The following is a 20,864-nucleotide window of genomic DNA, read 5'->3' as shown; positions in this document are numbered from 1 at the left end:
GCTGTGCCGACCATCGGTGGCGGAAGGGTGTGCGGATGTCCCGGATCAACGAGCGCGGCGCCGAGTTCGACCGGTACGTCGAGCGGTTCGCGCGCCAGATGGGGGACCTCGGGATGCCCCGGATGGCCGCCCGGGTGTTGATCGTCCTGCTGGTGGCCGACCGGAGCCGGACCGCGGCGGAACTCGGGGAGGAGCTGGGGGCCAGCGCGCCGGCGATCTCCGGCGCGGTCAGCTACCTGGGGCGGGTCGGCATCCTCGAACGCGAGCGGGAGCCCGGTCAGCGCCGGGACCGCTACTGGGTCGACGAGAACGTCTGGTACCTGACCCTCGTGCGCCGGACCGATCTCCTGCGGCAGCTCGAGGACCTCCTCAACGAGGGCGTTCACGTGGTCGGGGACGGCACGCGAGCCGGGGGGCGGTTGCGGGAGAGCGCCCGCTTCTGGGAGTTCCTGCGCGGTGAGCTCCCGCAGATCACCAAGAAGTGGCAGGAGTCGGACACCCCGACCAGTCCCGGCGGCGAGGCGGCAACCGGGAGGTGACCCACCGGCCGCCGCCGCCGACCTCCCCGCCGCCGCGCCAGCGGACGGGCCCGGGCCGCTCGGCACGAGGCCGATGCGGACCCGTGTCCCGCCCTGACCTGGCGGCCCGTGCCCCTGCCGTCGCATCCCTGGCTAACCCGGCTCGGAGGGCGCACCATCGGGGAATGCCGGAGAACACGTTCGGGGACTTCCTGCGGCACCGTCGGGAACAGCTGCGTCCGGCCGACGTCGGCCTGACCTCCAGCGCTCGGCGCCGCACGCCCGGGCTGCGTCGTGAGGAGGTGGCCGGCCGAGCCGGCATCTCCGTCGACCACTACGCCCGACTGGAACAGGGCCGGGGACGACGACCCACCGTGGCCGTGCTGGCCGCGCTGGCCAGGGCGCTGCTGCTCACGGAGGCGGAGCACGGCTACCTGCACCGCCTGGTCCTCAAGGCCTCCGACGAGCCGGCGGAGAGCGAACCCCTCGACGACCGCGCCCGGCTGCTGCTCGGCACGATGGACCGGGCTCCCGCCGTCGTGGTCGACCGGCGCTACGACCTGCTGGCGTGGAACGGGCCGGCCGACACGCTCTTCGGCGGGTTGGTCGACCGTCCCGGCGAACAGCGCAACCTGCTCTGGCTGCTCTTCTGCGACCCCGGTCTGCGTCAGCTCCTGGACCCCGTCGACGCGGACCGGATGGGCACCGAACTCGTCGGAAGTCTGCGGGCCCACGCGGAACGGCTCGATCCGGCCCTCGAACGGGTGATTCGTCGGCTGGCGGGTTCGAGTGCGGTCTTCCGGAAGATCTGGCCGCGCCACCGCTTCGTCGAACCTGGGTGGGGATCGGTGCGGATCCGCCACCAGGGAGTGGAACGGCGTGGCGTGGGCGAGGTCGTCAGGCTCGCCGAGTCCGAGTCCGAGTTCGGCGAGCCGGGGGCTCGGCCCGACCCGCCTCCGGCCGCTCCCGACGAGCTGTTCGCCGATCTGGACCTGGAGGAGGGGGCGGACGACTTCGAGGTGGCCCCGGAGGATCCCGACGCCCCACCGCCTCCTCCCGACTCGGCACCGCCCCGGGAGCTGCTGGCGGAGGCGGGCCGGGTGAGTTACGCCGTCCTGGGCCTGCCCGAGTCCGGCCAGCGGATGATCACGTTCCTCGCTCCACCCGGCTGCCTCGCCCGCCGTGCCTTCGCCGCGATGACGGCCGGCTGTGATCCGCGCGTCGAGTCGTGGATCGGGGAGAGCGGACTGCTGCGCTGACGACCGTCCCCGCCTCGACGCGGGGACGGCTGGCGGCGGAAGTGCCGGCGGCGGGGCCGGTGGCTGGCTCGACCGGGGCGCCTGGCTGAGCCGAGGGCCGAACCGGTCCCCGGAGCGGTCCACGGCCTGCGGATCCGGGGCGCCGGACAGGCGTCCAGCGGTGCCGGTGGGCGGGGAAGCGGGCCGGCGGGGCCAGGGAAGGGCACCACTCTCGGGCGGGGAATGGGCGGGATGACCTGGGCTTCTCGGCGGCGTGGGTGATGCGCCACGGCGGGATCCGGTCGCTGGCCGGTTCTCCTCGGGTCGTCGTGGTGGGTGGCGCGGGCACCTCGTCCCGGCCGTTGCCCGGGGCGCCGTCGCGGGACCTGCCTGGAGCCGGGTGCTCGCCGGCGCCCTTGTCGTCGGGAAGTCACGTACGTGAATTCGGGGCTTTCCCCCGAGCGGACGAAAATGCTGCTCCCGGAATGCCCCGTTGACGGCGGTGCGCGGCGCTGACGGCCAGCGGAAGTCCTTCGTCGGCGTGATCCGCCGTGCCCCGGGGAGGGTTTCCGATCGGCGGTGTCGAATGCTCCGAACCAGTGCCTCCGATTGCTGATGGGCATTGGCGCGTCGCACGGCGGTAATGGCGCATCCCCGTACCTCGCATTCCGGTCGCACCGCGGGGGAGGGGTGTGGCACCACCGTTTCCCGGGTCGCCGGCGGGCGGTGGGGGTCGTGGCGGTCCGGCGTGCCGGGGGGTGCGACGAGCATGGCGACGGGGTGAATCCTACCTGGTCAGGGGCCTCGTGCCCTGGAGTGGGCTCCAGGATTCCGGCTCGGGGTCGGATCGGCCCCGAGCGTTCCAGGACGAGGCGGCACGGGGGCCTCGCGGGCCGCGCGGAAACGGTCGCGCGGAACCGCTCTCCAGGGTGTCCGCGTGACGATCGGCTGGCTCCGGTGGGCGAGAGGAATTCGTGTTCTCCTTGCCGACCCGTGCTCCCGCGCTCGCGATCGCTGGGGCGACGACGACGTCCACGTTTGTCGTTGAATTGTCCACTTGCGCTTCGGTGACCGCTCGCGGCCGAATCCTCACCCCGATGTGAACCAGGAATGGGGTACGGCACATGATGTGGGGCGTTCGGTGGGCACCACGACGAGCGCCGCCCGTTTCGCTCGGGCCCATGCGAACCGCGACCGTGATGCCGGTCCGGTGGGAGGTCCACGCGGGTCCCCGTCGGGCGCCGGCGACCGGTGTCCGCACACCTGGAGGTATCCCGTCGTGAGGTTCGAGGACATGCTCGCGGGCACGGAATGGGAGGAGAAGGGACTGCACTGGCACGCCTACCTCGGTGCGGGGTCCCTGTGCCTCGACCGTTCCGACCTGCCGCCCCGGGAGGTGCTCCGCAGCCCCGAGCAGGTGGCCGAGTGGATCCGGGATCGGGCGGCGGAGGGCGAACCCCAACTCGTCCGGTTCGGCGAACGGTGGGTTCGCACGACCGACACCGAGTTCCTCGACGTCGCGTGGTTCCGCGATCTCAAGGTCGCCGAGCGGGGGGACTCGATCATCTGCTCCTGGCCGGCGGTCGGAGGCGGGCGCACCACGGTGTACGTGGACGCGGTCGCCGCGGACCAGTGCCCCTTCGACCACTGAGGAGTGAGATGGATTCCGCTGAGCGCACCCCCTGCCCGTGCCCCGGCGGCGGTCACTGCCGCTGGCACGGCGACAGCCTCTGCCCCACCTGCGGTGGACCCATGATCCCCGTGCAGGGTGGCGGGGGCATGATCTGCCCTCGGTGCTGACCCGAGCGGGGCCGACGGCCTCCGGTGGGCTCCACGGTCGGCCCTGGCGCGGGTCCGGTGCCGCCCGCCTCAGCGGACCCCTCAGCGGACCGCGCTGCCCAGCCGCCGGGACAACTCGGTCGCACCGTCGCGGATCAGCTTCTCCCACCGCTGCCAGGCGGCCTCGCCGTGGCGGATGGTCGGCACCGACATGCTCATCGCGGCCACCCACTCGCCCGAGTAGTCGGTCACCGGCGCTGCCACGCATCCGACATCGGGGTTGGACTCGCACATCTCGTAGGCGACGCCGGTCCGGCGCACCTCGCCGAGCTGGGCGCGGAGCGCGGCGGCCGAGGTGATGCTCCTCGGCGTCAGGGCGACCAGCTCCTGCTCCCGCAGGAGCTGGTCGAGCCGGTCGGCCGGCAGTCCCGCGAGCAGCACCTTGCCGACGGCGGTGCAGTGCGCGGGCAGCCGCCGCCCGACGGCGGAGATCATCCGGACCGAGTGGGTCGAGTCGATCTTGCACACGTACACGACCTCCGCGCCGTCCAGCACGGCGACGTGCACGGTCTCGTCGCACTCCGCGGCGACGCGCCGGGTGACGGCCTCGCCTTCCACGGCCAGGTCCAGGTCCTGTTGGTAGCGGGCACCCAGTTCCAACAGTCGGGGCCCCAGCTTGTACACCCCGTCCTTGCCCGGTCGCCTGGCCAGGTAGCCACGGCTGACCAGGGTGTTGAGCAGTTCGTGCGCGGTGGACCTCGGCAGGCCGAGCCGGGCGGCGATGTCCGGCGCGGACAGCGAGCTTCGTTCTCCGAGGAACAGTTCGAGGACATCGGCGGCGCGCATGACCGCCGGTACGAGTCGGGGCATCGCCGCTGGTCTCCTCGTGGCTGTGGGGTGGGCCGGAGCGGGACCGCTCCGCCGGCGACCCGGGATCGAACGGTGGGCGGACCGGGGGTCCGGTGCCCGGACCGTCGGACCTCGGCCGCCGCCGGCCCCGGCACGGAACGGTTCGAGTGCCGGGAGCCAGCGGTGTTCGCGCGGGACAGGCTACTCGGCGGTCACCGGGTCCGTGGTGACCCGCCCGTTGACCAGCCGGACGATGCCGTCCGGGTTCTCGTTCCGCAGGGCGGAGGGGAGCACCGCCGCCGGCGCGGCCTGGTAGGCGACCGGTCGTTGGAAACGGCGGATGGCCGAGGTGCCGACCGAGGTCGACCAGGCGGCGGTCGTCGACGGGTACGGCCCGCCGTGCTGCTGGGCGAAGCTGACCGCCACTCCGGTGGGGAACCCGTTCCAGACCAGGCGACCGCTGAGCGCCACCAGCCGGGCGATCGGCTCGGCGAGCCGGTCCTCCTCGCCGGGTTCGGCGTGCACCGTCGCGGTGAGGCTGCCGGGCACCTCGGCCAGCGCGGCGAGGACGTCCTCCGTGGAGCCGTACTCCACGAGGACGACGACGGGCCCGAAGTGCTCCTCGCGCAGCTGCTCGTGGCGCAGGTAGCCGGCGACGTCGGTGCGCAGCACCACCACCGGGGAGCGCAGGCCCCCTCCGTCGGCGACCACCTCCGTCAGCACGTCCACCCCGTCGAGGTCCCGGGTCTCGGCGAGCTGGGCCGCCAGCCCCCGCTGGATCTGCGGGGAGAGCAGGGTGCCGGGGCTGACCTGCTGGGCGGCGGAGGTGAAGGCCGACTCGAACTCCGCCGCACCGGCGGGGAGCAGCACGATCCCCGGCTTGGTGCAGAACTGCCCGTTGCCCATCGTGAAGGACTGCGCCAGCCCGGCCGCGATCTCCTCGGCCCTCGCGGCGACGGCCGCCTCGCTGAGGAGGACGGGGTTGGTGCTGCCCATCTCGGCGTACACCGGGATCGGCTCCGGTCGCGCCGCCGCCGCGTCGTGCAGTGCCCGGCCGGCCCGGAGCGACCCGGTGAACCCGACGGCCTTGACGGCCGGATCGATGACCAGGGCCTGCCCGACCTCGGGACCCGCACCGTGCAGCAGGGCGAAGACACCGGCGGGGAGACCCGAGTCCGCGACGGCCTCGACGACGATCCGCCCGGTCAGCTCGGAGGTCGCCGGGTGCGCGGGATGCGCCTTGAGCACGACGGGGGAGCCCGCCGCCAACGCCGAGGCGGTGTCACCGCCGGCGACCGAGAAGGCGAACGGGAAGTTGCTGGCGCTGAAGACGGCCACCGGCCCGAGCGGGACCTGGAGGCGGCGCAGGTCGGGGCGCGGCGGGATCGCGGAGGGGTCAGGGGTGTCGATGGTGGCGTCCAGGTGGGCGCCGCTGGCGATCAGGTCAGCGAACATGCGGAGCTGGGCGTTCGTCCTGGCCAGTTCGCCGCGCAACCGGGTCTCGCCCAGCGCGGTCTCCTCGTCCGCCGCGGCGACCAGCTCGTCGGCGGCCCCCTCGATCCCGGTCGCGATCCGCCGCAGCAGCTCGGCCCGGGTCGTCGCCGGGGTCGCGGCGTACACCGGGGCGGCCAGGGCCGCGGCCGCGGTCGCGGCACGCACCTCGGCCACCGTCGCCTGGTGGAAGGCGGGGCCCTGCTCACCGGTGGCCGGGCGGGTCTGCCGCAGATCGGCCGGCCCCTCGGTGCTCTCCTCACCGGCGATGAGGTTGGCACCGGTGAGCGCGCGGGTGCTCGGCATCGTCGTCCTCCTCAGTTCGTGCGCTGTCGACATGGGTGCTCCGTGGCGGCTGTCCGGTCAGCCTGGAGTCGCCCGGCGCGGGGTTCCGCTCCGGGGCGGTGCGTCTGGTCGCGGATCAGGCCGTGGCGTCCGGCACGAGCAGGATCTTGCCCAGGCCCGGCGGTCGTCGTTGCAGCAGGTCCAGCGCGCGTTCGTATCCGCTGAGCGGCACGCGGTGCGAGACGAGGGGGGCCAGGTCGAGCACACCCGCCGCCAACAGGCCGATCGTGTGGGCCCAGGCTGCCGGGCTCGCACCGAACACGCCCAGGACCGTCAGCTGTTTCAACGCGAACACGTCCGGGTCCATCGCGATCTCGCCCGTGCCGGCGATGCCCTCCAACACCACGGTGCCGCCCCGACGAGCGAGGTCGAAGGCCGTCGGGACGACGCTCGCGGCCCCGGTGGCCTCGAAGACGAGGTCGGCGGTGCCGGCGGCGGAGGACACCTCCTCGCCCAGGAGGCAGCGGGTCGCGCCGAACCGCTCCGCGAGGGGGAACTGGTGGGCGCGGCGGCCGACGACGGTCAGCGAGGCCGGCCGGTGGGCGGCGAGCATCTGCACCGCCAGCAGGCTGAGGGTGCCGGTGCCCAGCACGGCGAAGTGGCCGCCGGCGAGCGGAGGTGCGGCGAGCAGCCCGGCGGCCACGCAGGCGGCGGGCTCCAGCAGCGCGCAGTGCTCGAGTTCGGTTCCCGGCGGCAAGGGGTCGGGCAGGCGGTGGACGAGCCGCGCGGGCACGAGCACCCGGTGACTGAAGGCGCCCGGGTGGGTGAAACCCGTCTCCGCGTACTCCGCGGTGCACAGGGTGGGTTCCGCCGCCCTGCACCGGGCGCAGACACCGCAGGACCTGAACCCCTCGGCGATCACCGGGTCGCCGGGGCGGACGTGCCGCACGTCGGGGCCGACCGCCAACACCGAACCGGCCCACTCGTGGCCGGGGATGACGGGGTAACGCACGATCTCGGCCGGTCGGCGGCCTTCGAAGAGTTCCACGTCGGATCCGCAGATGCCCGCGGCCGCCACCTCGACGAGCGCCTCCCCCGGCCCGGGCTCGGGCGGCGCGTGTTCGATCAGCCGGTGTTGGCCGGGCCCGAGCACCTCCACCGCGACGGTGGGGGGCCTCCCTCCTGGCCAGGTCGCCGACTCCGCCGTACTCGCCTCGGTCACCTCGGACTTCCTCCCTGCCGAGTCTGGCCACATCGTGTCGTTTCCCGCCGGACGATATCCGAAATGCTGGACGCTATCGGGAATCTCCGTTCACCCTAACACCGGGAGAGGGGGTGGAGGAGGGGGATCGACCGGCCACTTCCTGCCGAAATATCTGCTCGAACTCGCGAACTTCCCGACCCGGGCCACTCTTGACGGTACTGATAACGAGGCCGTAGTTTTTGTTCGTAGATACGGAGTGTGTACGTGATTTCGGACAACCGTCGAGTGTGGGCCGCCCGAAGAGGTCTCCCCGACGGGTCCGACGGGCGCCGGATCCTGCGGCGCGACCCGGCGTGCGAGGACGGCACAAGACCGACGGGATGGTGTGGTGGCAGCGAACGAGGGACAACCGGCAGATCACGGTTCGGCGGGGCGAGCGCTGGTCGCGGGGCTGGGTTTCGGTGCGGGTGAACCCGCACCGCCCGCCTCCCCGGTGCGGTTCCCCGATGGCGGCGCGTTCCGCGTGGAGATTCCCTCGGTGGAGGGACCGGGGCCGCTTGCCGCCGTGCTCGACGAGATCGAGGCACGAGGGCTGCTCGTCCACCGCGTCAGCCAGGGCAGCGGCGTGATGATGCTCAGCGACAACGAGATCACCGAGATGCTGGACATGTGCGACCGCGCCCAGGTCGAACTGTGCCTCTTCCTCGGCCCGAGGGCCAGTTGGGACACCGGAGCCGGCCGGTACACCTCGGCCGGAGGGCTGGGAACCCGGGCGCGCGGCGGCGACCAGCTCCGCTACTGCGTGGACGACGCCCTGCGAGCCGTGGAGCTCGGCGTCCGCTCGCTCCTGGTCGGCGACGAGGGGGTGTTGTGGACGCTGCACCGGCTGCGCCTGGCTGGCAGCCTCCCCGCCGACACCCGGTTCAAGGTGTCCGCCCTGATCGGACCGGCCAACCCGGCGTCCTTCGCCCTGTTCGAGGGCATCGGGGCCGACTCCATCAACGTGCCAGGTGACCTGAGCCTGGCGCAGCTGGCGTCGATCCGGGCCGCCGGACGCGCCGCCATCGACCTCTACGTGGAGTCCCCGGACAACCTCGGCGGCTTCGTCCGCCACTTCGAGGCGCCGGAACTCGTCCGCACCGTGGCGCCGGTGTACCTGAAGTTCGGGCTCCGCAACGCGCCCGACATCTACCCGGTCGGCGAACACCTGCGGGACGTGGCGGTGCGCAGCGGCAGGGAACGGGTCCGACGCGCGGAGCTCGGCATGGCCCTGCTGGACCGCCACGGGCTCCTGGCCGAGGCGTCACCGCGCGGCGCCCGCGACATCGGCCCGTTGACCCGTCTGCCCGCGCCCGAGTGATCCCGCGAGCAGGCGCGGACGGCGGGGTGAACCCCATGACAAGGACGGCAAGGATGACAGGGACGGCACAGTGAAGATCTCCAACATTCGCACCGTGGTACTGGGCACGCCGTGGCGGAACCTCACCTACGTGGTGGTCGAGACCGACGAGGGCCTCACCGGCGTCGGCGAGGCCCGGATGCTCAACCACACCGACGCGCTCATCGGCTACCTCACCGAGGCCGCGCCGAACCACGTGGTGGGCTCCGACCCCTTCGACATCGAGTCCCTGGTCCACCGGATGTACAACCTGGACTACGGGCGGGCCGGCGAGATCGTGATGTCCGGTATCGCCTGCGTCGAGATGGCGTGCTGGGACATCGTCGGCAAGGCCCTCGGCCAGCCCGTCTACCGGTTGCTGGGTGGAGCCGTGCGCGACCGGATCAAGGCCTACGCCAACGGCTGGTACACCGTCGAGCGTTCCCCCGAGGAGTTCCACGCCGCGGCGAGGACCGTGGTGGAGCGCGGGTACCGGGCGCTCAAGTTCGACCCGTTCGGCCCCGGGACCATGGAACTCGACCACGCCGAGACGATGCGGTCGGTCTCCCTGGTCGAGGCCGTCCGCGACGCAGTCGGCCCGGACGTGGAACTGCTGGTCGAGATGCACGGCCGCTTCACGGCGGCCACCGCCTCCCGGCTCGCCCGGCTCCTCGAGCCCTACGACCCGGCCTGGTTGGAGGAGCCGGTCCCGCCGGACGACATCGAGTCGCTCGCCAAGTTCGCCGCGCGGGCCAACGCCCCGGTGGCCACGGGCGAGCGGTTGCACACCCGCCACGAGTTCCGCCAGCTGTTCGCGCTCCAGGCCGCCGACATCGTGCAGCCGGACATCTCCCACTTCGGCGGGATCCTGGAGACCAAGAAGCTCGCCGCCACCGCGGAGACGCACCACGTGCTCATCGCCCCGCACAACGTCGGTGGAGCGGTGCTCACCGCCGCGAACCTGCACCTGGCGGCCTGCACCACCAACTTCAAGATCCAGGAACACTTCAACGACTTCGCCGACTCCTTCGTCAAGCAGGTCGCGCCGGGCAACCCCGAGGTGGTGGACGGCTACTTCGCCCTGCCCACCGGGCCCGGTCTCGGCGTGGAACTGGATCTGGACGCGGTGGCCGAACACCCGCGCCAGCAGGCCAACTTCAACCTGTTCAAGGAGGGCTGGGAGAAGCGGGACACCGCTGGCTGAGCGGGAGGCGTGGGCGGTGCCCCTCCTGGCCACCGCCCACGCGCCCCGGGTGCCGACCGCCCTCAGCCCGGCAGGACACCCTCGTCGAGGCCCGCGAAGGAGTGGACGGGCAGGCCTCGGACCCCGGTGTCGGCGAGGTGGAGCGCGCCAGCGGCCGGTTCCGGGTCCGCCAGCCCGTCGCGGGAGGTGGTGACGTACAACTGGTCGAGGTCCGGGCCGCCGAAGGCGCAGGCCGTCACCTGGCGGACCGGGACCTCGACGACGGCCTCCAGCTCGCCCTCCGGCGAGTAGCAACGCACCGCCGACCCGCCCCACATCGCCACCCACAACCGGCCGTGGGCGTCGATCGCCATGCCGTCCGGCGACCCGTGCTCCTCCGGGATCTCGACCAGCGGCCGGCGGTTCAGGAACTCACCTCGGGCGGCGTCGAAGTCGAAGACGTCGACCCGGCCGGTGGGCGTGTCGACGTAGTACACGAGCTGGCCGTCCGGGCTCCACACCAACCCGTTCGAGATCGTCACCGGGGTGAGCACCCGGTGCGTGCCGCCGTCCGGGTCCAGACGCCACAGCGTGCCCCGTTCCGGTGTGGCGTCGAAGGCCATCGAGCCGGCGTAGAAACGCCCCTGCGGGTCACAGCCCCCCTCGTTCATCCGCACTCCCGGGTCCGACCACAGCTCGGGCAGGCGCGACGGTTCGTCCGCCCCTTCGGGCAGCACGGCGAACCCCCGGTCGATGGCCAGCACGAGACCACCCGACCGGTTCGGGCGGACCACCGCCGCGACCGAGCCCACCCTCGTCCGGGTGATCCCGCCGTCGGCCGCCAGGGTCAGGACGTCGCCGGCGAGCATGTCCACGAAGTGGAGTCGGCCTGTCGCGGGGTTCCAGACGGGCCCCTCGCCGTGGTGGGTCACGGGGTCGGAGACGGCTTCGGCTCTCATCGGCACCCTTCGATCGTCAAGTGGGACAACGGGGGGACCGTAACCCGGGGCCGACGGTCGGACAACGCTCACCGGCCCGGCCTGCCAGTGCCCGGTCGCTCCTCGCCCCCGGGGGAGGCCCGAGGCCGCCGACCGGTCCCCGGCTCCAGCGGCGGGCGGTGCGTGGTGTGGCACCGCGCCGGTCGTGTCCCGGCACCGGGCGAGGGCCCTCGTGGCGGGAAGGGGTCAGCCCACCGACCGGGGTGGGGTGCTGTCCCGCAGGACGACCTCGCCACGTACCCGTCGAACCCGCGGCCGGTCCGTCTGCTGCTCGTCGAGCACCAGGTCCACGGCCGTGGCGCCGAGCCGCTCCAGGGGCACCCGGACGGTGGTCAGCGCCGGGGTCACGTCGCGGAGGGTGGCGATGTCGTCGAAACCGGCCACCCCGACCTCGATCGGGAGGCGCACACCGTGGTCCCGGAGCGCGACCATCGCGCCGACGGCCATCACGTCGTTGACCGCGAAGACGCAGTCGACCTCTGCCCTGGTGGCGAGGAGTTCCTCGGCTGCCGAGTACCCGCCGTCGCGGGTGAAGTCGCCGTGGATCACGTGGTCGGGAGCGAGCGGCGCCCCGACCCTGGTGAGGCCTTCCCGGAACCCGGTCAGCCTGTCGCGGGCCGTGACGAGGTTGCGAGGACCGGCGAGCACCGCGAACCGGCGGTAACCGCGTTCGTGCAGCGCCCCGGCCAGCGAGCGAGCACCCGCGCGGTTCTCCAACACCACGGTGTCGACCTGGAGGCGGGGCTGGCTGACCAGCGCGACGCGCCCACCGATGGCCTGGAACTTCTCCAGCTCGGCGGAGAGCCGCTCCACCAGGCCCCGGTCGGTCACCCGGCTGCCGGCCAGGACCACCGCCCTGGCGCGTTGGCCCCGGAGCGCGGAGAGGTACTGGATCTCCCGTTCCGGGCGCCGCATCGTGCTCGACATCGTCACGATCAGCTGATTCTCCTCCGCGCTGCGCATCACCCCGGCGGCGATGGAGGAGAAGTAGGGGTCGGCGATGTCGTGCACGATCAACCCGACGACGTCGGTGCGTCCTCGGGCCATCGCCTGGGCCTGGGCGTTCGCCGTGTAGTTCAGCTCGTGGGCGGCGCGCACCACGCTCTCCCGCAGGTCCTCCCGGACCTTGCGGGGGCTTCCGCTGAGGACCCTGGACGCGGTCGCCAAGGACACGCCCGCCGCCTTCGCGACGTCGACCAGGGTTGCCGACACGACGGCACGCTGCGACATGTGATGACCCCCTGTGGCCGCGTCGCGCTCGACAGCGCCACCCAAGGAACGGAACCGTATCCCGCGACCAGCGTACGGGCGCGAGTCTTGGCCGGTCAAGGCGGTGCCGGTGGACCGGGATGTCCAGGGTGGACGCTGGTCGACCGCCACCGTCCCCTGTGCCCGGTGCACGGAGGGTGGTGGTGACCCCTCCGTCCGCCGGCGGTGACCGCCACGGTGACCGACCACCGCCCCCGCCCCACCGGCCGCCGACCCTCCCGGAGGGCCGCGGCGTGCTTCCCCCGCCCGGCGGGGCCACACCCGGGGAGGCGTGCCGGCCGCCCCAGCGTCCGCCGGGTCCGCCACCGGGTCCGGCGGACGCCTTGCCGGTTCCCGTCGGGCCTCCCTAGGCTCGGTCGCGTTCCGGCCCCGGGCCGTCGCCGGAGGGCAGGGGGCGAACCGGAACCGACAACGATGTCAACGGCCTTCCCGAGGGCGACGGGGCGTGTCCGGAGGCCGCGAGCGAGGAGGCGACAACGGTGGGGGACACGCTGCTCGTCGCGGACGGGGACCGGCACGGCGGCGGGGAGGTGGCGCTGGCGCTCGACGTCGGAGGGACCAAGATCGCCGGTGGCCTGGTGACCGGCGACGGCGCGGTACTCGCCACCGACCGGGAGGACACCCCGGGGGCCAGGGCCGACGCCGACGACGTCTTCCAGGCGGTGGAGCGACTGGTGCGGCGGCTGCTCGCGCTTCCGGACGCCGACAGGGTGGAGGTCGTCGGAATCGGCAGCGCCGCGCCGGTCCACCTGGCGGAGGGAGCGGTCAGCCCGGTCAACATCCCGGCCTGGCGGCGGTTCCCCCTGGTCGACCGGGTGCGGTCACTGCTCGGCGGCCGCCGCCCGGTCCTGCTGTGCGGGGACGGCCCGGCCTACGCGGCCGCGGAGCACTGGCTCGGGGCCGCTCGAGGGTTCGACGACGCGATCTGCCTGGTGGTGTCGACCGGAGTCGGCGGCGGGCTGGTCTCGGGAGGGCGACTGCTCCCCGGCCCCTCGGGCAATGCCGGCCACCTGGGGCACGTCGTGGTGGACGTGGACGGCGACCCCTGTGCCTGCGGCTCGGTCGGCTGCGTCGAGTCGATCGCCAGTGGGCCGTCCATGGTGCGTTGGGCCCGGGACCAGGGGTGGTCCGGACCGGGGACGGCCACCGCCCAGGACCTCGCCGGAGCGGCGCGGTCCGGCGAGCCGATCCCGGTCGCGGCCTTCGACCGAGCCGCTCGCGCCCTCGCCGCCGGCATCGTGTCCGCCGCCGCGTTGACGGAGGTACGGGTCGCGGTGGTGGGAGGCGGCGTGGCCCAGGCCGGGCCGCTGCTGTTCGCCCCGCTGCGCGAGCACCTGGCGGGCTACGCCCGCCTGCCCTTCCTCCGGGGACTCCTGGTGCGTGCGGGTGAGGTCTCGCGCGACGGCGGCCTCCTCGGCGCCGCCCGGGTGGCCTTCGCCGCGCGGGGGGACGCCGATCCGCGTCGGAGGTCCGGTTCGGGCGAAATCCGGTCGCGGGAGCCGCGCCGGGGCGGTTAGGGTTCGCCCGTGCCAGCACACCTGCGCCTGAACCGCTCGTCCACCCTCTCCGACGTGGCCGAGTACGCCTACTCCACGACCGTCGCTCCAGGAACCGAACTGATCTACACGGCGGGCGCCTGCCCGCTCGACGCCGAGGGCCGCACCGTGGCCGTCGGCGACTACGCCGGGCAGGCCCGGCGGGTGATGGCGAACCTCGCCACCGCCCTCGGCGAGGCCGGAGCCGGGCTCGCCGACGTCGTGCGCACCACCGTCTACGTGGCCTCCACTCGGCAGGAGGACCTGGTGACCGCCTGGGAGGTGGTGCGGGACTCCTTCGCCGAACACCAGCACGACCCGCCGAGCACGCTGCTCGGGGTGGCGGTCCTGGGCTACGACGACCAACTCGTGGAGGTCGAGGCGGTCGCCGCAGTTCCTGCCGCCGAGTAGTCCGAACCGGGCCGTGACCACGACCAGCCCCGGGTTCCGCCGCGACCTCCGGGGGAGCGGGTCAGCGGGCGCGCTTGCGGAGGCCCCGGTCCACCTCACTGCGTTGCTTCCCCCGTTCGGGGGACCGCTGCCGCTCCGCGTGCCCGGTGTGGTGCGGCAGGTGCTCCGATGCCTTGGACGCCCCCAAGGTGACCTGGGCATGACTCGGCGTGGTGCCCTCGGCCCTGGCCTGGCGGGCCCGGTTCCGGCGTTGGGTGTTGTCGCCTTCCATCTGTTTGCCCATGCCCTCGGGGTTCCCGCCGCCCACCCCGGCTAATCGCCGGACACCGGGGGTGGCGTCCGCCCAGGGCGGGAACGCGCCCCGGCGGTGGCCACCGGGACCTCCCTCGCCCGTCACGGGCCGCCCGAGGCCGGGCAGGGGCGACCTCGGCGGGCCGGCCCCGGGCCGAGGGCCCCGGTGGTCCTCCCGCCCGACTCCCGGGTGCCCCTCCTGGTGGCGCGGTTCCGTCCGAGCAGGGGTCCGGGCGGAACCAGACGTGGTCCTGGTCCGTTGCCCCCGCAGGAGCGGCACGTCACGTGACGCGAGGACGTGGGACGGAGCGGACCATGATCGGTTTCCTGGTGGCGGGCCTCATCATCGGAGCCCTCGCCCGGCTCGTGAAGCCGGGCAGGCAGAACCTCGGGTTGTTGGCCACCCTCGGACTCGGACTGGTGGGCTCGGTCATCGGCGGCACCATCGCCAGCCTGCTGGGCACCGGCGACATCTTCGAACTCAACATCCTCGGCTTCATCGCCGCGGTCGTCGCGTCGGTGCTGCTGATCGGCGTGGCGGAGGCACTCGTCGGCAGGCGGAGCGGCTGAGGGGCCCCGCGCTCAGGGCGGTCAGCCCACGACGGTGGGGCTCGGGTTGCGGAGCAGGTGACGTGCCGCCGCGACGACGGCGTCCGCGTCGATGCCCGCGGCGTGCGTCAGCTCCGCCGGACTGCCTGAGACCGGCATGTCGCGCACACCGAGAACGCGGACCGGTGGCCGGTCGGCCACTCCCGCCAGTGCGCTGAGGACCGCCTCGCCCAGCCCGCCTTCCGGCCAGTGGTCCTCCACCGTGATCACCGCCCTGCTCTCCGATGCCGCCGCGGCCAGGGTGACCGTGTCGATCGGCTTCACCGAGTAGCAGTCGATGACCTTGGCGAGCACGCCCTCGGCTTCCAGCACGTCGGCGGCCCGTTCGGCCTCGTCGACGGTGATACCGCAGGCGACGATCGTCAGATCGTCGTGGTCGGTGGCCCTGACCACCCGACTACCGCCGATGCTGACCTCCTCGTCCGGCGGCGTCCGCACCGGTGTCTTCCCACGCAGGGTGCGCAGGTAGCTGATGCCGGGGCGGTCGGCCATCGCCTCCACCAGGCGGGCTGCCTGGTTGGCGTCGGAGGGGTGGAGGACGGCGCTCCCGTGGACGGCTCGCAGCGCGGCCATGTCCTCCAGCGCCATCTGCGAGGGACCGTCCTCCCCGATGGAGACGCCGGCGTGCGAGCCGCAGAGCCGCAGGTCGGCCCGTGAGACCGCGGCCATGCGGACGAAGTCGTACGCCCGGCTGAGGAAAGCGCCGAAGGTGGAGGCGAACGGCACCCAGTTCCGAGCCTGCATCCCCACGGCGGCGGCGATCATCTGCTGCTCGGCGATGAACATCTCGAAGTAGCGGTCGGGATGCGCGCGGGCGAACAGCTCGGAATGGGTGGAGTTGGAGACCTCGCCGTCGAGCGCGACGACGTCGCCCCTGGCCGCGCCGAGAGCCGTCAGCGCCTCCCCGTAGGCGAGCCTCGTCGCGACCTCCTCCCCCACCTCCCACCGAGGTGGGGTCGCCTCCCCGACGGGGAAGCGGTGCGGAGTCCCGGTGTTCTCCGGGGCCGCGACCCGGACGCCGAGGTTCCGCTCACCGCCCAGTTCCCGCACGGCACCCTCCGGATCGTCGAGGGGCTTGCCGTGCCGTCCGGGCTGGTCAGCCACCGCCCGGACGCCGTGGCCCTTCTCCGTGCGCGCGAGGACGGCGGTGGGACGCCCGGTGGTGGCCACCGCCTCGGCGAACGCCTCGTCCACGGCCGCGAGATCGTGGCCGTCCACGACGACGGCGTGCCAGCCGAAGGCGCGAGCGCGGGCCGCGTACCCGTCCATGTCCCAGCCGAGCATCGTCTCCCCGGTCTGCCCCAGCCGGTTGACGTCGACCAGCACGGTCAGGTTGTCGAGGCCGTACCAGGCGGCGTGCTGGAACGCCTCCCACACCGAGCCCTCCGCCATCTCCGAGTCACCGCACAGCGCCCACACGCGGTAGGGCAGCCGGTCCAACCGCGCCCCCGCCAGGGCGAGTCCCACCGCGACCGGGAGCCCCTGGCCCAGGGAGCCGGTGGCCACGTCGGTCGGCGGGATGCGCGGTGTCGGGTGGCCCTCGAGCCTGCTCCCGAACTCCCGGAAGGACAGCAGCTCCTCGTCGTCGATGGCTCCGGCGGCCTTGAGCAGCGAGTAGTACAGCGGGGACGCGTGGCCCTTGGAGAAGACGAGGTGGTCGTTGTGGGGGTTGCCGGGGTCGGTGAAGTCGAGCCGCAGGTAGCCGTCGAGCAGGACGGCCATCAGGTCGGCCGCCGACATGGACGAGGTCGGGTGGCCAGACCCGGCGGCGGCGCTGGAACGCACCGAGTCAACCCGGAGCTGTTGGGCGAGTTCGTGGCGGAATGTCTGGTCTGCCATGTCGGGTGCACCCTCCTGACGGGTCGTCACGGTCGTGTCTGGTGCCGGCCCGCGCGCCGCGCGGTGGTCAGGCCCGGGACGTGGCGTCGAGCGTCCAGGTGGTCGCCAGGCCGAAGGCCAGGTGCGGGAGCACGTCGCTCGCCCAGTCGCGCGGGCGCCAGCGGCGGGGATCGGACACCCCAAGGGCGGCCATCGGGACGTCCGAGGCGGTCATGGCCGCCGCCGTGGTCGTCAGGACGGCGGTCGTGCGGGATGGTCGCCAGCCGAACCGGCGCGCCGCGCCGGCGGCGGCACCCACCGCGACTCCGGTCAGGATCCCCAGCAGGGCGCCGGCACCGCTGAGGCGGTCGCGGCGGTTCGCCGGCCTCCCTGGCACGGCCACCCCGGCGTGGCCGAGCAGCCTTTCCGCCGTCTCCTCAGGCGCCGAGCTGGGGCCGCGTCCACGCAGGACCATGTCCAGGTACGTGACGCCGTTCAGCGCGGTCGTCCCGGCAGCGCCGGCCGCCGCGCCCCGCAGTACCGAAACCATCATCCCGTCGGGGTTCCCCGGCGAGGAGCCGGGAAACCGAGGGACGGGGCCGAGGTGCTCGCGCGTTTCACCAGGCAGGTGGACAGTTCGATGCGGTCCGCCTCGGCGGTCTCGCCCCGCATCAGGCGCACCAGCAGGCCGATGGCCGCCGAGGCCATCTCGTTCAGCGGCTGGCGCACGGTGGTCAGCGCCGGTCGTGCCCACCTGGCCTCGGGCAGGTCGTCGAAACCCACCACGCTGAGGTCCTCGGGTACGGTCAGTCCCCGTTCCCGGGCCGCGTCGCAGACGCCCAACGCCATCTGGTCCGTGCAGGCGAACACGGCGGTCGGTGGTTCGGGGAGGTCGAGCAGGTCGCCGGCCCGCCGTCGCCCGCTCTCCAGGGTGAAGTCCCCCACAGCGATCAGCTCGGGGAGGACGGGCAACCCCGCCGCCGCCATCGCCGACCGGTAGCCCGCCAGCCTGGCCTGGCCGCACAGCCTGTCCTCGGGCCCGCTGACCACGGCGATGCGCCGGTGACCGGCCCGCAGCAGGTGTTCGGTCGCGCTGACACCACCAGCCCAGTTGGTCGCTCCCACGGAGGGGACACCCGGTGGCGGTACGGACACGGGGTCGAGCACGACGTAGGGGATGCGGTGGTGGCGCAGCCACTCCCGTTGCGAGGGCGTGGGTTCGACGAGGACGAGCAGCACACCGGCGGTCCCCCGGTCGGCCACCCGGTCCAACCAGCCCCGGCCGGTATGCCCGGTGCCGGTCCGGGCGGCCGAGACGACGATGTCCAGCCCCACCCGGTAGGCGGCGTCCTCCACCCCGCTCAGGATCGTCGTCGCCCACGAGGCGCCCAGGCCGTGGATGACCACGTCGATGGGACCTCCGACCCGGTCCCGGGGAGCGCGGACCACCGGACGGCGCATGTAGCCGCGACGTTCCAGTACCTCGCTGACCCGCCGCCGGGTGTGCGGGGCGACGTCCTCGCGCCCGTTGACGACCTTCGAGACCGTGGGTACGGAGACCCCTGCCTCCCTGGCGATCACCGCGAGGGTGGGGCCTCCGTGTGCTGTGCCGGGCATGCGAGGTGCCACCTCCGTCGACGTTGACCTCGAGCTGGCGGAGCCGGGGGAGGGAGGTCCCGCCGGCGGTGTTGGAGCGGAACGGGGAGCGTCGGTATCCGAGTTGATGCGGAGTTTCTACGGACGTCATACGATATTTCGGATACGGTAATCAGGCTCGTTTCCCTGGTCAACGTCCCGGTGTCTCCCTCGCGTACCTGGTTCACCAGCCGAGGGCCCGCCCTTGACCAGCCCGCTGAAAACGCTTACCGTAGATGGTCGCCAAGCGCGGTGTCCGATATTTCGGACTACTCGTGGGTCGCTGTTCGCGACTCGTCGGTGGCGGCCCGACGACGCGGGCGAACGAACCAGCCCGCCTCCGCACCCGGCTCCTCGGCGGACACTGGAGGTCGGGAGGTGGTTCCGCCGCCCCCCTTCCACCGCATGGTTGGAGGCGAGAACGATGAGTGCGAACAGAGCGGTCGCCTACGTCGGACCCGGCCAGGTCGAGGTGCAGGACATCGACTTCCCCGCTCTCGAACTGCGTGACGGCCCCGGGGTGGACCCCGCGAACGTGGGCCGCCAGTGCCAGCACGGCGTGGTGCTCAAGGTCCTGGCGACCAACATCTGCGGCAGCGACCAGCACATGGTCCGAGGTCGGACCACCGCCCCCCGTGACCTGGTGCTCGGTCACGAGATCACGGGCGAGGTGATCGAGGCCGGCCGGGACGTGGAGTTCGTCCAACCGGGCGACATCGTCTCGGTCCCCTTCAACATCGCCTGCGGACGGTGCCGCAACTGCAAGGAACGCCAGACGGGCATCTGCCTGAACGTCAACCCCGCCCGCCCTGGAGGCGCCTACGGCTACGTGGACATGGGGGGATGGGTCGGGGGGCAGGCCGAGTACGTGATGGTGCCCTACGCCGACTTCAACCTGCTGCGTTTCCGCGACCGGGACCAGGCCCTGGCGAAGCTCCTGGACCTGACCATGCTCTCCGACATCTTCCCCACGGGTTTCCACGGAGCGGTGACCGCGGGCGTGGGTGTGGGCAGCACGGTGTACGTCGCCGGTGCGGGTCCGGTCGGCCTCGCCGCCGCCGCGTCCGCGCGGTTGCTGGGCGCGGCCGTCGTCATCGTCGGGGACCTCAACGCCGAGCGCCTGGCGCAGGCCCGCGGCTTCGGGTGCGAGACCGTGGACCTCACCCAGGGTGGACTCGGCGAAAGGATCGCCGAGCTCCTCGGCGTCCCCGAGGTCGACTCGGCGATCGACGCGGTGGGCTTCGAGGCGAAGGCGCAGGAAGCGGGAGCGGGTGAGGCACCGGCCACCGTGCTGAACTCGGTCATGGAGGTCACGAGGGCGGGCGGCAGCCTCGGCATCCCGGGTCTCTACGTCACCGAGGACCCCGGCGGCGTCGACAGCGAGGCACGGCACGGCTCGCTGCGCATCCGCCTCGGGCTCGGCTGGGCCAAGAGCCACACCCTGCACACCGGGCAGTGCCCGGTCATGAGGTACCACCGCCAACTGGCGATGGCGATCTTGCACGACCGGGTGCACATCGCGAAGGCGGTGAACGCCACCCCGATCCCGCTGGACGACGCACCGCGCGGCTACGCCGAGTTCGACCGGGGCGCCAGCCGCAAGTACGTGCTGGACCCGCACGGTGCCCTCGACGGGGTGCGGGCGGTCTGACCCCGCCGCGGCGCCCTCGGAGTCCCACCGAGGGACGCCGCCGAGGCGGTGGCCCCGCGAGGTGGTCGGTCAGCTCACCGTTCGGTGGGACGGGCGTCCCCGGCGAACTCGTCCTGGAGCCGGGTGGCCGCGTGGCCGACGATCTCGTCGAGCTCGGGGAGCGGAACGACGTCCGCGTTGAAGCACTGGTCCCCGCGAACCTCGATCGCTCGGATCGGATGCGAGCGGGACAGGTTGACGGCCGCGTGGGGCACGCCGGGAGCGATGAACAGGGTGTCGCCGGGGTCGTGGAAGACCACCCGTTCGAGGCGTTCGCCCAGCAGTGTCACGGCGTTGCCCTCGATCACGTGGACGATCAACTCCGCGTCCCGGTGCAGGTGGGCCCGCGAGTGGTGCCCGGGGGGCATGTGCACGAGGCCGGCGCCGAGCTGGCTGGCTCCGCAGATCTCCTGGCTGATCGTGGTCGTGAGCAGTTGACCCTGTGGACCCTGGGCGGCATCTCCGGTGCCCGCCCTGGCGAGGTGCCAACCGTCGTCGCCGATGACGCTCATCGTCTCCCCCAGATGCGGCTCCCGGTGCCGGCGACGCGCCGCGACCGATCACTCCCGGTGCCCGGGTTCGTCATCGGGGCGACCCTGCTGGGGGAGCGCTGGATCGTTGCGTGAAAAAGTGTCGTGAGCTGCTGTTTCCGTGGGTGCAGCGTAGCGTTCCGCTGTGTGGGC

Annotated in this window: 19 protein-coding genes; 9 read left to right on the top strand and 10 right to left on the bottom strand. The window is 73.1% G+C overall.

Features of this window, described 5'->3' with window-relative positions; translation table 11 throughout:
* The first annotated feature begins 35 nt into the window (after positions 1–35).
* The 3 genes from G443_RS10530 (at position 36) to G443_RS10520 (ending at position 3,407) form a co-directional block, all read left to right on the top strand.
* The gene (locus G443_RS10530; protein ID WP_030103877.1) at positions 36–539 is read left to right on the top strand and encodes a GbsR/MarR family transcriptional regulator; all 504 of its coding nucleotides are present in this window, start codon (positions 36–38) and stop codon (positions 537–539) included.
* A gap of 164 nt (positions 540–703) precedes the next feature.
* Positions 704–1,777, top strand: a complete 1,074-nt coding sequence (locus G443_RS10525; RefSeq protein WP_051313799.1) for a helix-turn-helix domain-containing protein — start codon at positions 704–706, stop codon at positions 1,775–1,777.
* A gap of 1,258 nt (positions 1,778–3,035) precedes the next feature.
* Complete coding sequence (locus G443_RS10520; protein WP_026418269.1) at positions 3,036–3,407, top strand: hypothetical protein; 372 nt, start codon at positions 3,036–3,038, stop codon at positions 3,405–3,407.
* A gap of 230 nt (positions 3,408–3,637) precedes the next feature.
* On the opposite strand, the gene G443_RS10515 is transcribed toward G443_RS10520, so the two are convergent.
* The 3 genes from G443_RS10515 to G443_RS10505 form a co-directional block, all read right to left on the bottom strand.
* The gene (locus G443_RS10515; protein WP_026418270.1) at positions 3,638–4,405 is read right to left on the bottom strand and encodes an IclR family transcriptional regulator; all 768 of its coding nucleotides are present in this window, start codon (positions 4,403–4,405) and stop codon (positions 3,638–3,640) included.
* Between the two features lie 180 nt (positions 4,406–4,585).
* On the bottom strand, positions 4,586–6,214 hold the full coding sequence (locus tag G443_RS10510; RefSeq protein WP_211237494.1) for an aldehyde dehydrogenase (NADP(+)): 1,629 nt from the start codon (positions 6,212–6,214) through the stop codon (positions 4,586–4,588).
* Positions 6,215–6,296: 82 nt separating this feature from the next.
* Complete coding sequence (locus G443_RS10505) at positions 6,297–7,382, bottom strand: zinc-dependent alcohol dehydrogenase (protein WP_051313800.1); 1,086 nt, start codon at positions 7,380–7,382, stop codon at positions 6,297–6,299.
* 367 nt (positions 7,383–7,749) lie between these two features.
* Here G443_RS10505 and G443_RS10500 point away from each other — a divergent pair, with 367 nt between their 5' ends.
* Positions 7,750–8,724: a hypothetical protein gene (locus G443_RS10500; RefSeq protein WP_026418273.1), complete on the top strand. Its 975-nt coding sequence runs from the start codon at positions 7,750–7,752 to the stop codon at positions 8,722–8,724.
* Between the two features lie 70 nt (positions 8,725–8,794).
* Positions 8,795–9,946 (top strand): mandelate racemase/muconate lactonizing enzyme family protein, encoded by a 1,152-nt coding sequence (locus tag G443_RS10495; RefSeq protein WP_026418274.1) that lies wholly within the window; start codon positions 8,795–8,797, stop codon positions 9,944–9,946.
* Between the two features lie 62 nt (positions 9,947–10,008).
* Here the strand turns inward: G443_RS10495 and G443_RS10490 are convergent, their stop codons facing one another.
* Positions 10,009–10,884, bottom strand: a complete 876-nt coding sequence (locus tag G443_RS10490) for an SMP-30/gluconolactonase/LRE family protein (protein WP_030103883.1) — start codon at positions 10,882–10,884, stop codon at positions 10,009–10,011.
* Positions 10,885–11,109: 225 nt separating this feature from the next.
* On the bottom strand, positions 11,110–12,153 hold the full coding sequence (locus G443_RS10485; protein ID WP_026418276.1) for a LacI family DNA-binding transcriptional regulator: 1,044 nt from the start codon (positions 12,151–12,153) through the stop codon (positions 11,110–11,112).
* 518 nt (positions 12,154–12,671) lie between these two features.
* Here G443_RS10485 and G443_RS10480 point away from each other — a divergent pair.
* Together G443_RS10480 and G443_RS10475 are read left to right on the top strand one after the other, a co-directional pair.
* A complete protein-coding gene (locus G443_RS10480) occupies positions 12,672–13,709 on the top strand; it encodes an ROK family protein (RefSeq protein ID WP_081715343.1) in 1,038 nt (345 codons plus the stop codon).
* A gap of 9 nt (positions 13,710–13,718) precedes the next feature.
* Positions 13,719–14,138, top strand: a complete 420-nt coding sequence (locus tag G443_RS10475) for a RidA family protein (RefSeq protein WP_026418277.1) — start codon at positions 13,719–13,721, stop codon at positions 14,136–14,138.
* Positions 14,139–14,199: 61 nt separating this feature from the next.
* On the opposite strand, the gene G443_RS10470 is transcribed toward G443_RS10475, so the two are convergent.
* On the bottom strand, positions 14,200–14,421 hold the full coding sequence (locus tag G443_RS10470; protein ID WP_155886085.1) for a hypothetical protein: 222 nt from the start codon (positions 14,419–14,421) through the stop codon (positions 14,200–14,202).
* A gap of 323 nt (positions 14,422–14,744) precedes the next feature.
* Between G443_RS10470 and G443_RS10465 the strand changes: the two genes are divergently transcribed.
* Positions 14,745–14,999, top strand: a complete 255-nt coding sequence (locus G443_RS10465) for a GlsB/YeaQ/YmgE family stress response membrane protein (RefSeq protein WP_026418278.1) — start codon at positions 14,745–14,747, stop codon at positions 14,997–14,999.
* 21 nt (positions 15,000–15,020) lie between these two features.
* On the opposite strand, the gene G443_RS10460 is transcribed toward G443_RS10465, so the two are convergent.
* From G443_RS10460 to G443_RS10450, 3 genes are all read right to left on the bottom strand, one after another.
* Positions 15,021–16,877 (bottom strand): transketolase, encoded by a 1,857-nt coding sequence (locus tag G443_RS10460; protein WP_026418279.1) that lies wholly within the window; start codon positions 16,875–16,877, stop codon positions 15,021–15,023.
* Between the two features lie 67 nt (positions 16,878–16,944).
* Positions 16,945–17,409, bottom strand: coding sequence for a hypothetical protein (locus G443_RS10455; RefSeq protein ID WP_026418280.1), 465 nt, complete (start codon positions 17,407–17,409; stop codon positions 16,945–16,947).
* On the bottom strand, positions 17,406–18,473 hold the full coding sequence (locus G443_RS10450) for a LacI family DNA-binding transcriptional regulator (protein WP_051313801.1): 1,068 nt from the start codon (positions 18,471–18,473) through the stop codon (positions 17,406–17,408). Before G443_RS10450 ends, G443_RS10455 begins: the two co-directional genes overlap by 4 nt.
* A 442-nt stretch (positions 18,474–18,915) precedes the next feature.
* On the opposite strand from G443_RS10450, the gene fdhA reads away from it, so the two are divergent.
* A complete protein-coding gene (gene fdhA, locus G443_RS10445) occupies positions 18,916–20,142 on the top strand; it encodes a formaldehyde dehydrogenase, glutathione-independent (RefSeq protein WP_026418281.1) in 1,227 nt (408 codons plus the stop codon).
* A 74-nt stretch (positions 20,143–20,216) separates the two neighbouring features.
* On the opposite strand, the gene G443_RS10440 is transcribed toward fdhA, so the two are convergent.
* The gene (locus tag G443_RS10440; RefSeq protein WP_051313802.1) at positions 20,217–20,693 is read right to left on the bottom strand and encodes a cupin domain-containing protein; all 477 of its coding nucleotides are present in this window, start codon (positions 20,691–20,693) and stop codon (positions 20,217–20,219) included.
* Positions 20,694–20,864: the final 171 nt, after the last annotated feature.

The organism is Actinoalloteichus caeruleus DSM 43889, assembly GCF_000429185.2.
Taxonomy (GTDB): domain Bacteria; phylum Actinomycetota; class Actinomycetes; order Mycobacteriales; family Pseudonocardiaceae; genus Actinoalloteichus_B; species Actinoalloteichus_B caeruleus.
This window is presented reverse-complemented; position numbering and strand designations above follow the sequence as displayed.

Bases quoted from the DNA above. Each gene is read 5' to 3' on its own strand.
- G443_RS10485 (WP_026418276.1), bottom strand. From the start codon at position 12,153: ATGTCGCAGCGTGCCGTCGTGTCGGCAACCCTGGTCGACGTCGCGAAG.
- fdhA (WP_026418281.1), top strand. From the start codon at position 18,916: ATGAGTGCGAACAGAGCGGTCGCCTACGTCGGACCCGGCCAGGTCGAG.
- G443_RS10455 (WP_026418280.1), bottom strand. From the start codon at position 17,409: ATGATGGTTTCGGTACTGCGGGGCGCGGCGGCCGGCGCTGCCGGGACG.
- G443_RS10515 (WP_026418270.1), bottom strand. From the start codon at position 4,405: ATGCCCCGACTCGTACCGGCGGTCATGCGCGCCGCCGATGTCCTCGAA.
- G443_RS10460 (WP_026418279.1), bottom strand. From the start codon at position 16,877: ATGGCAGACCAGACATTCCGCCACGAACTCGCCCAACAGCTCCGGGTT.
- G443_RS10490 (WP_030103883.1), bottom strand. From the start codon at position 10,884: ATGAGAGCCGAAGCCGTCTCCGACCCCGTGACCCACCACGGCGAGGGG.
- G443_RS10440 (WP_051313802.1), bottom strand. From the start codon at position 20,693: ATGAGCGTCATCGGCGACGACGGTTGGCACCTCGCCAGGGCGGGCACC.
- G443_RS10530 (WP_030103877.1), top strand. From the start codon at position 36: ATGTCCCGGATCAACGAGCGCGGCGCCGAGTTCGACCGGTACGTCGAG.
- G443_RS10465 (WP_026418278.1), top strand. From the start codon at position 14,745: ATGATCGGTTTCCTGGTGGCGGGCCTCATCATCGGAGCCCTCGCCCGG.
- G443_RS10470 (WP_155886085.1), bottom strand. From the start codon at position 14,421: ATGGGCAAACAGATGGAAGGCGACAACACCCAACGCCGGAACCGGGCC.
- G443_RS10525 (WP_051313799.1), top strand. From the start codon at position 704: ATGCCGGAGAACACGTTCGGGGACTTCCTGCGGCACCGTCGGGAACAG.
- G443_RS10510 (WP_211237494.1), bottom strand. From the start codon at position 6,214: ATGTCGACAGCGCACGAACTGAGGAGGACGACGATGCCGAGCACCCGC.
- G443_RS10450 (WP_051313801.1), bottom strand. From the start codon at position 18,473: ATGCCCGGCACAGCACACGGAGGCCCCACCCTCGCGGTGATCGCCAGG.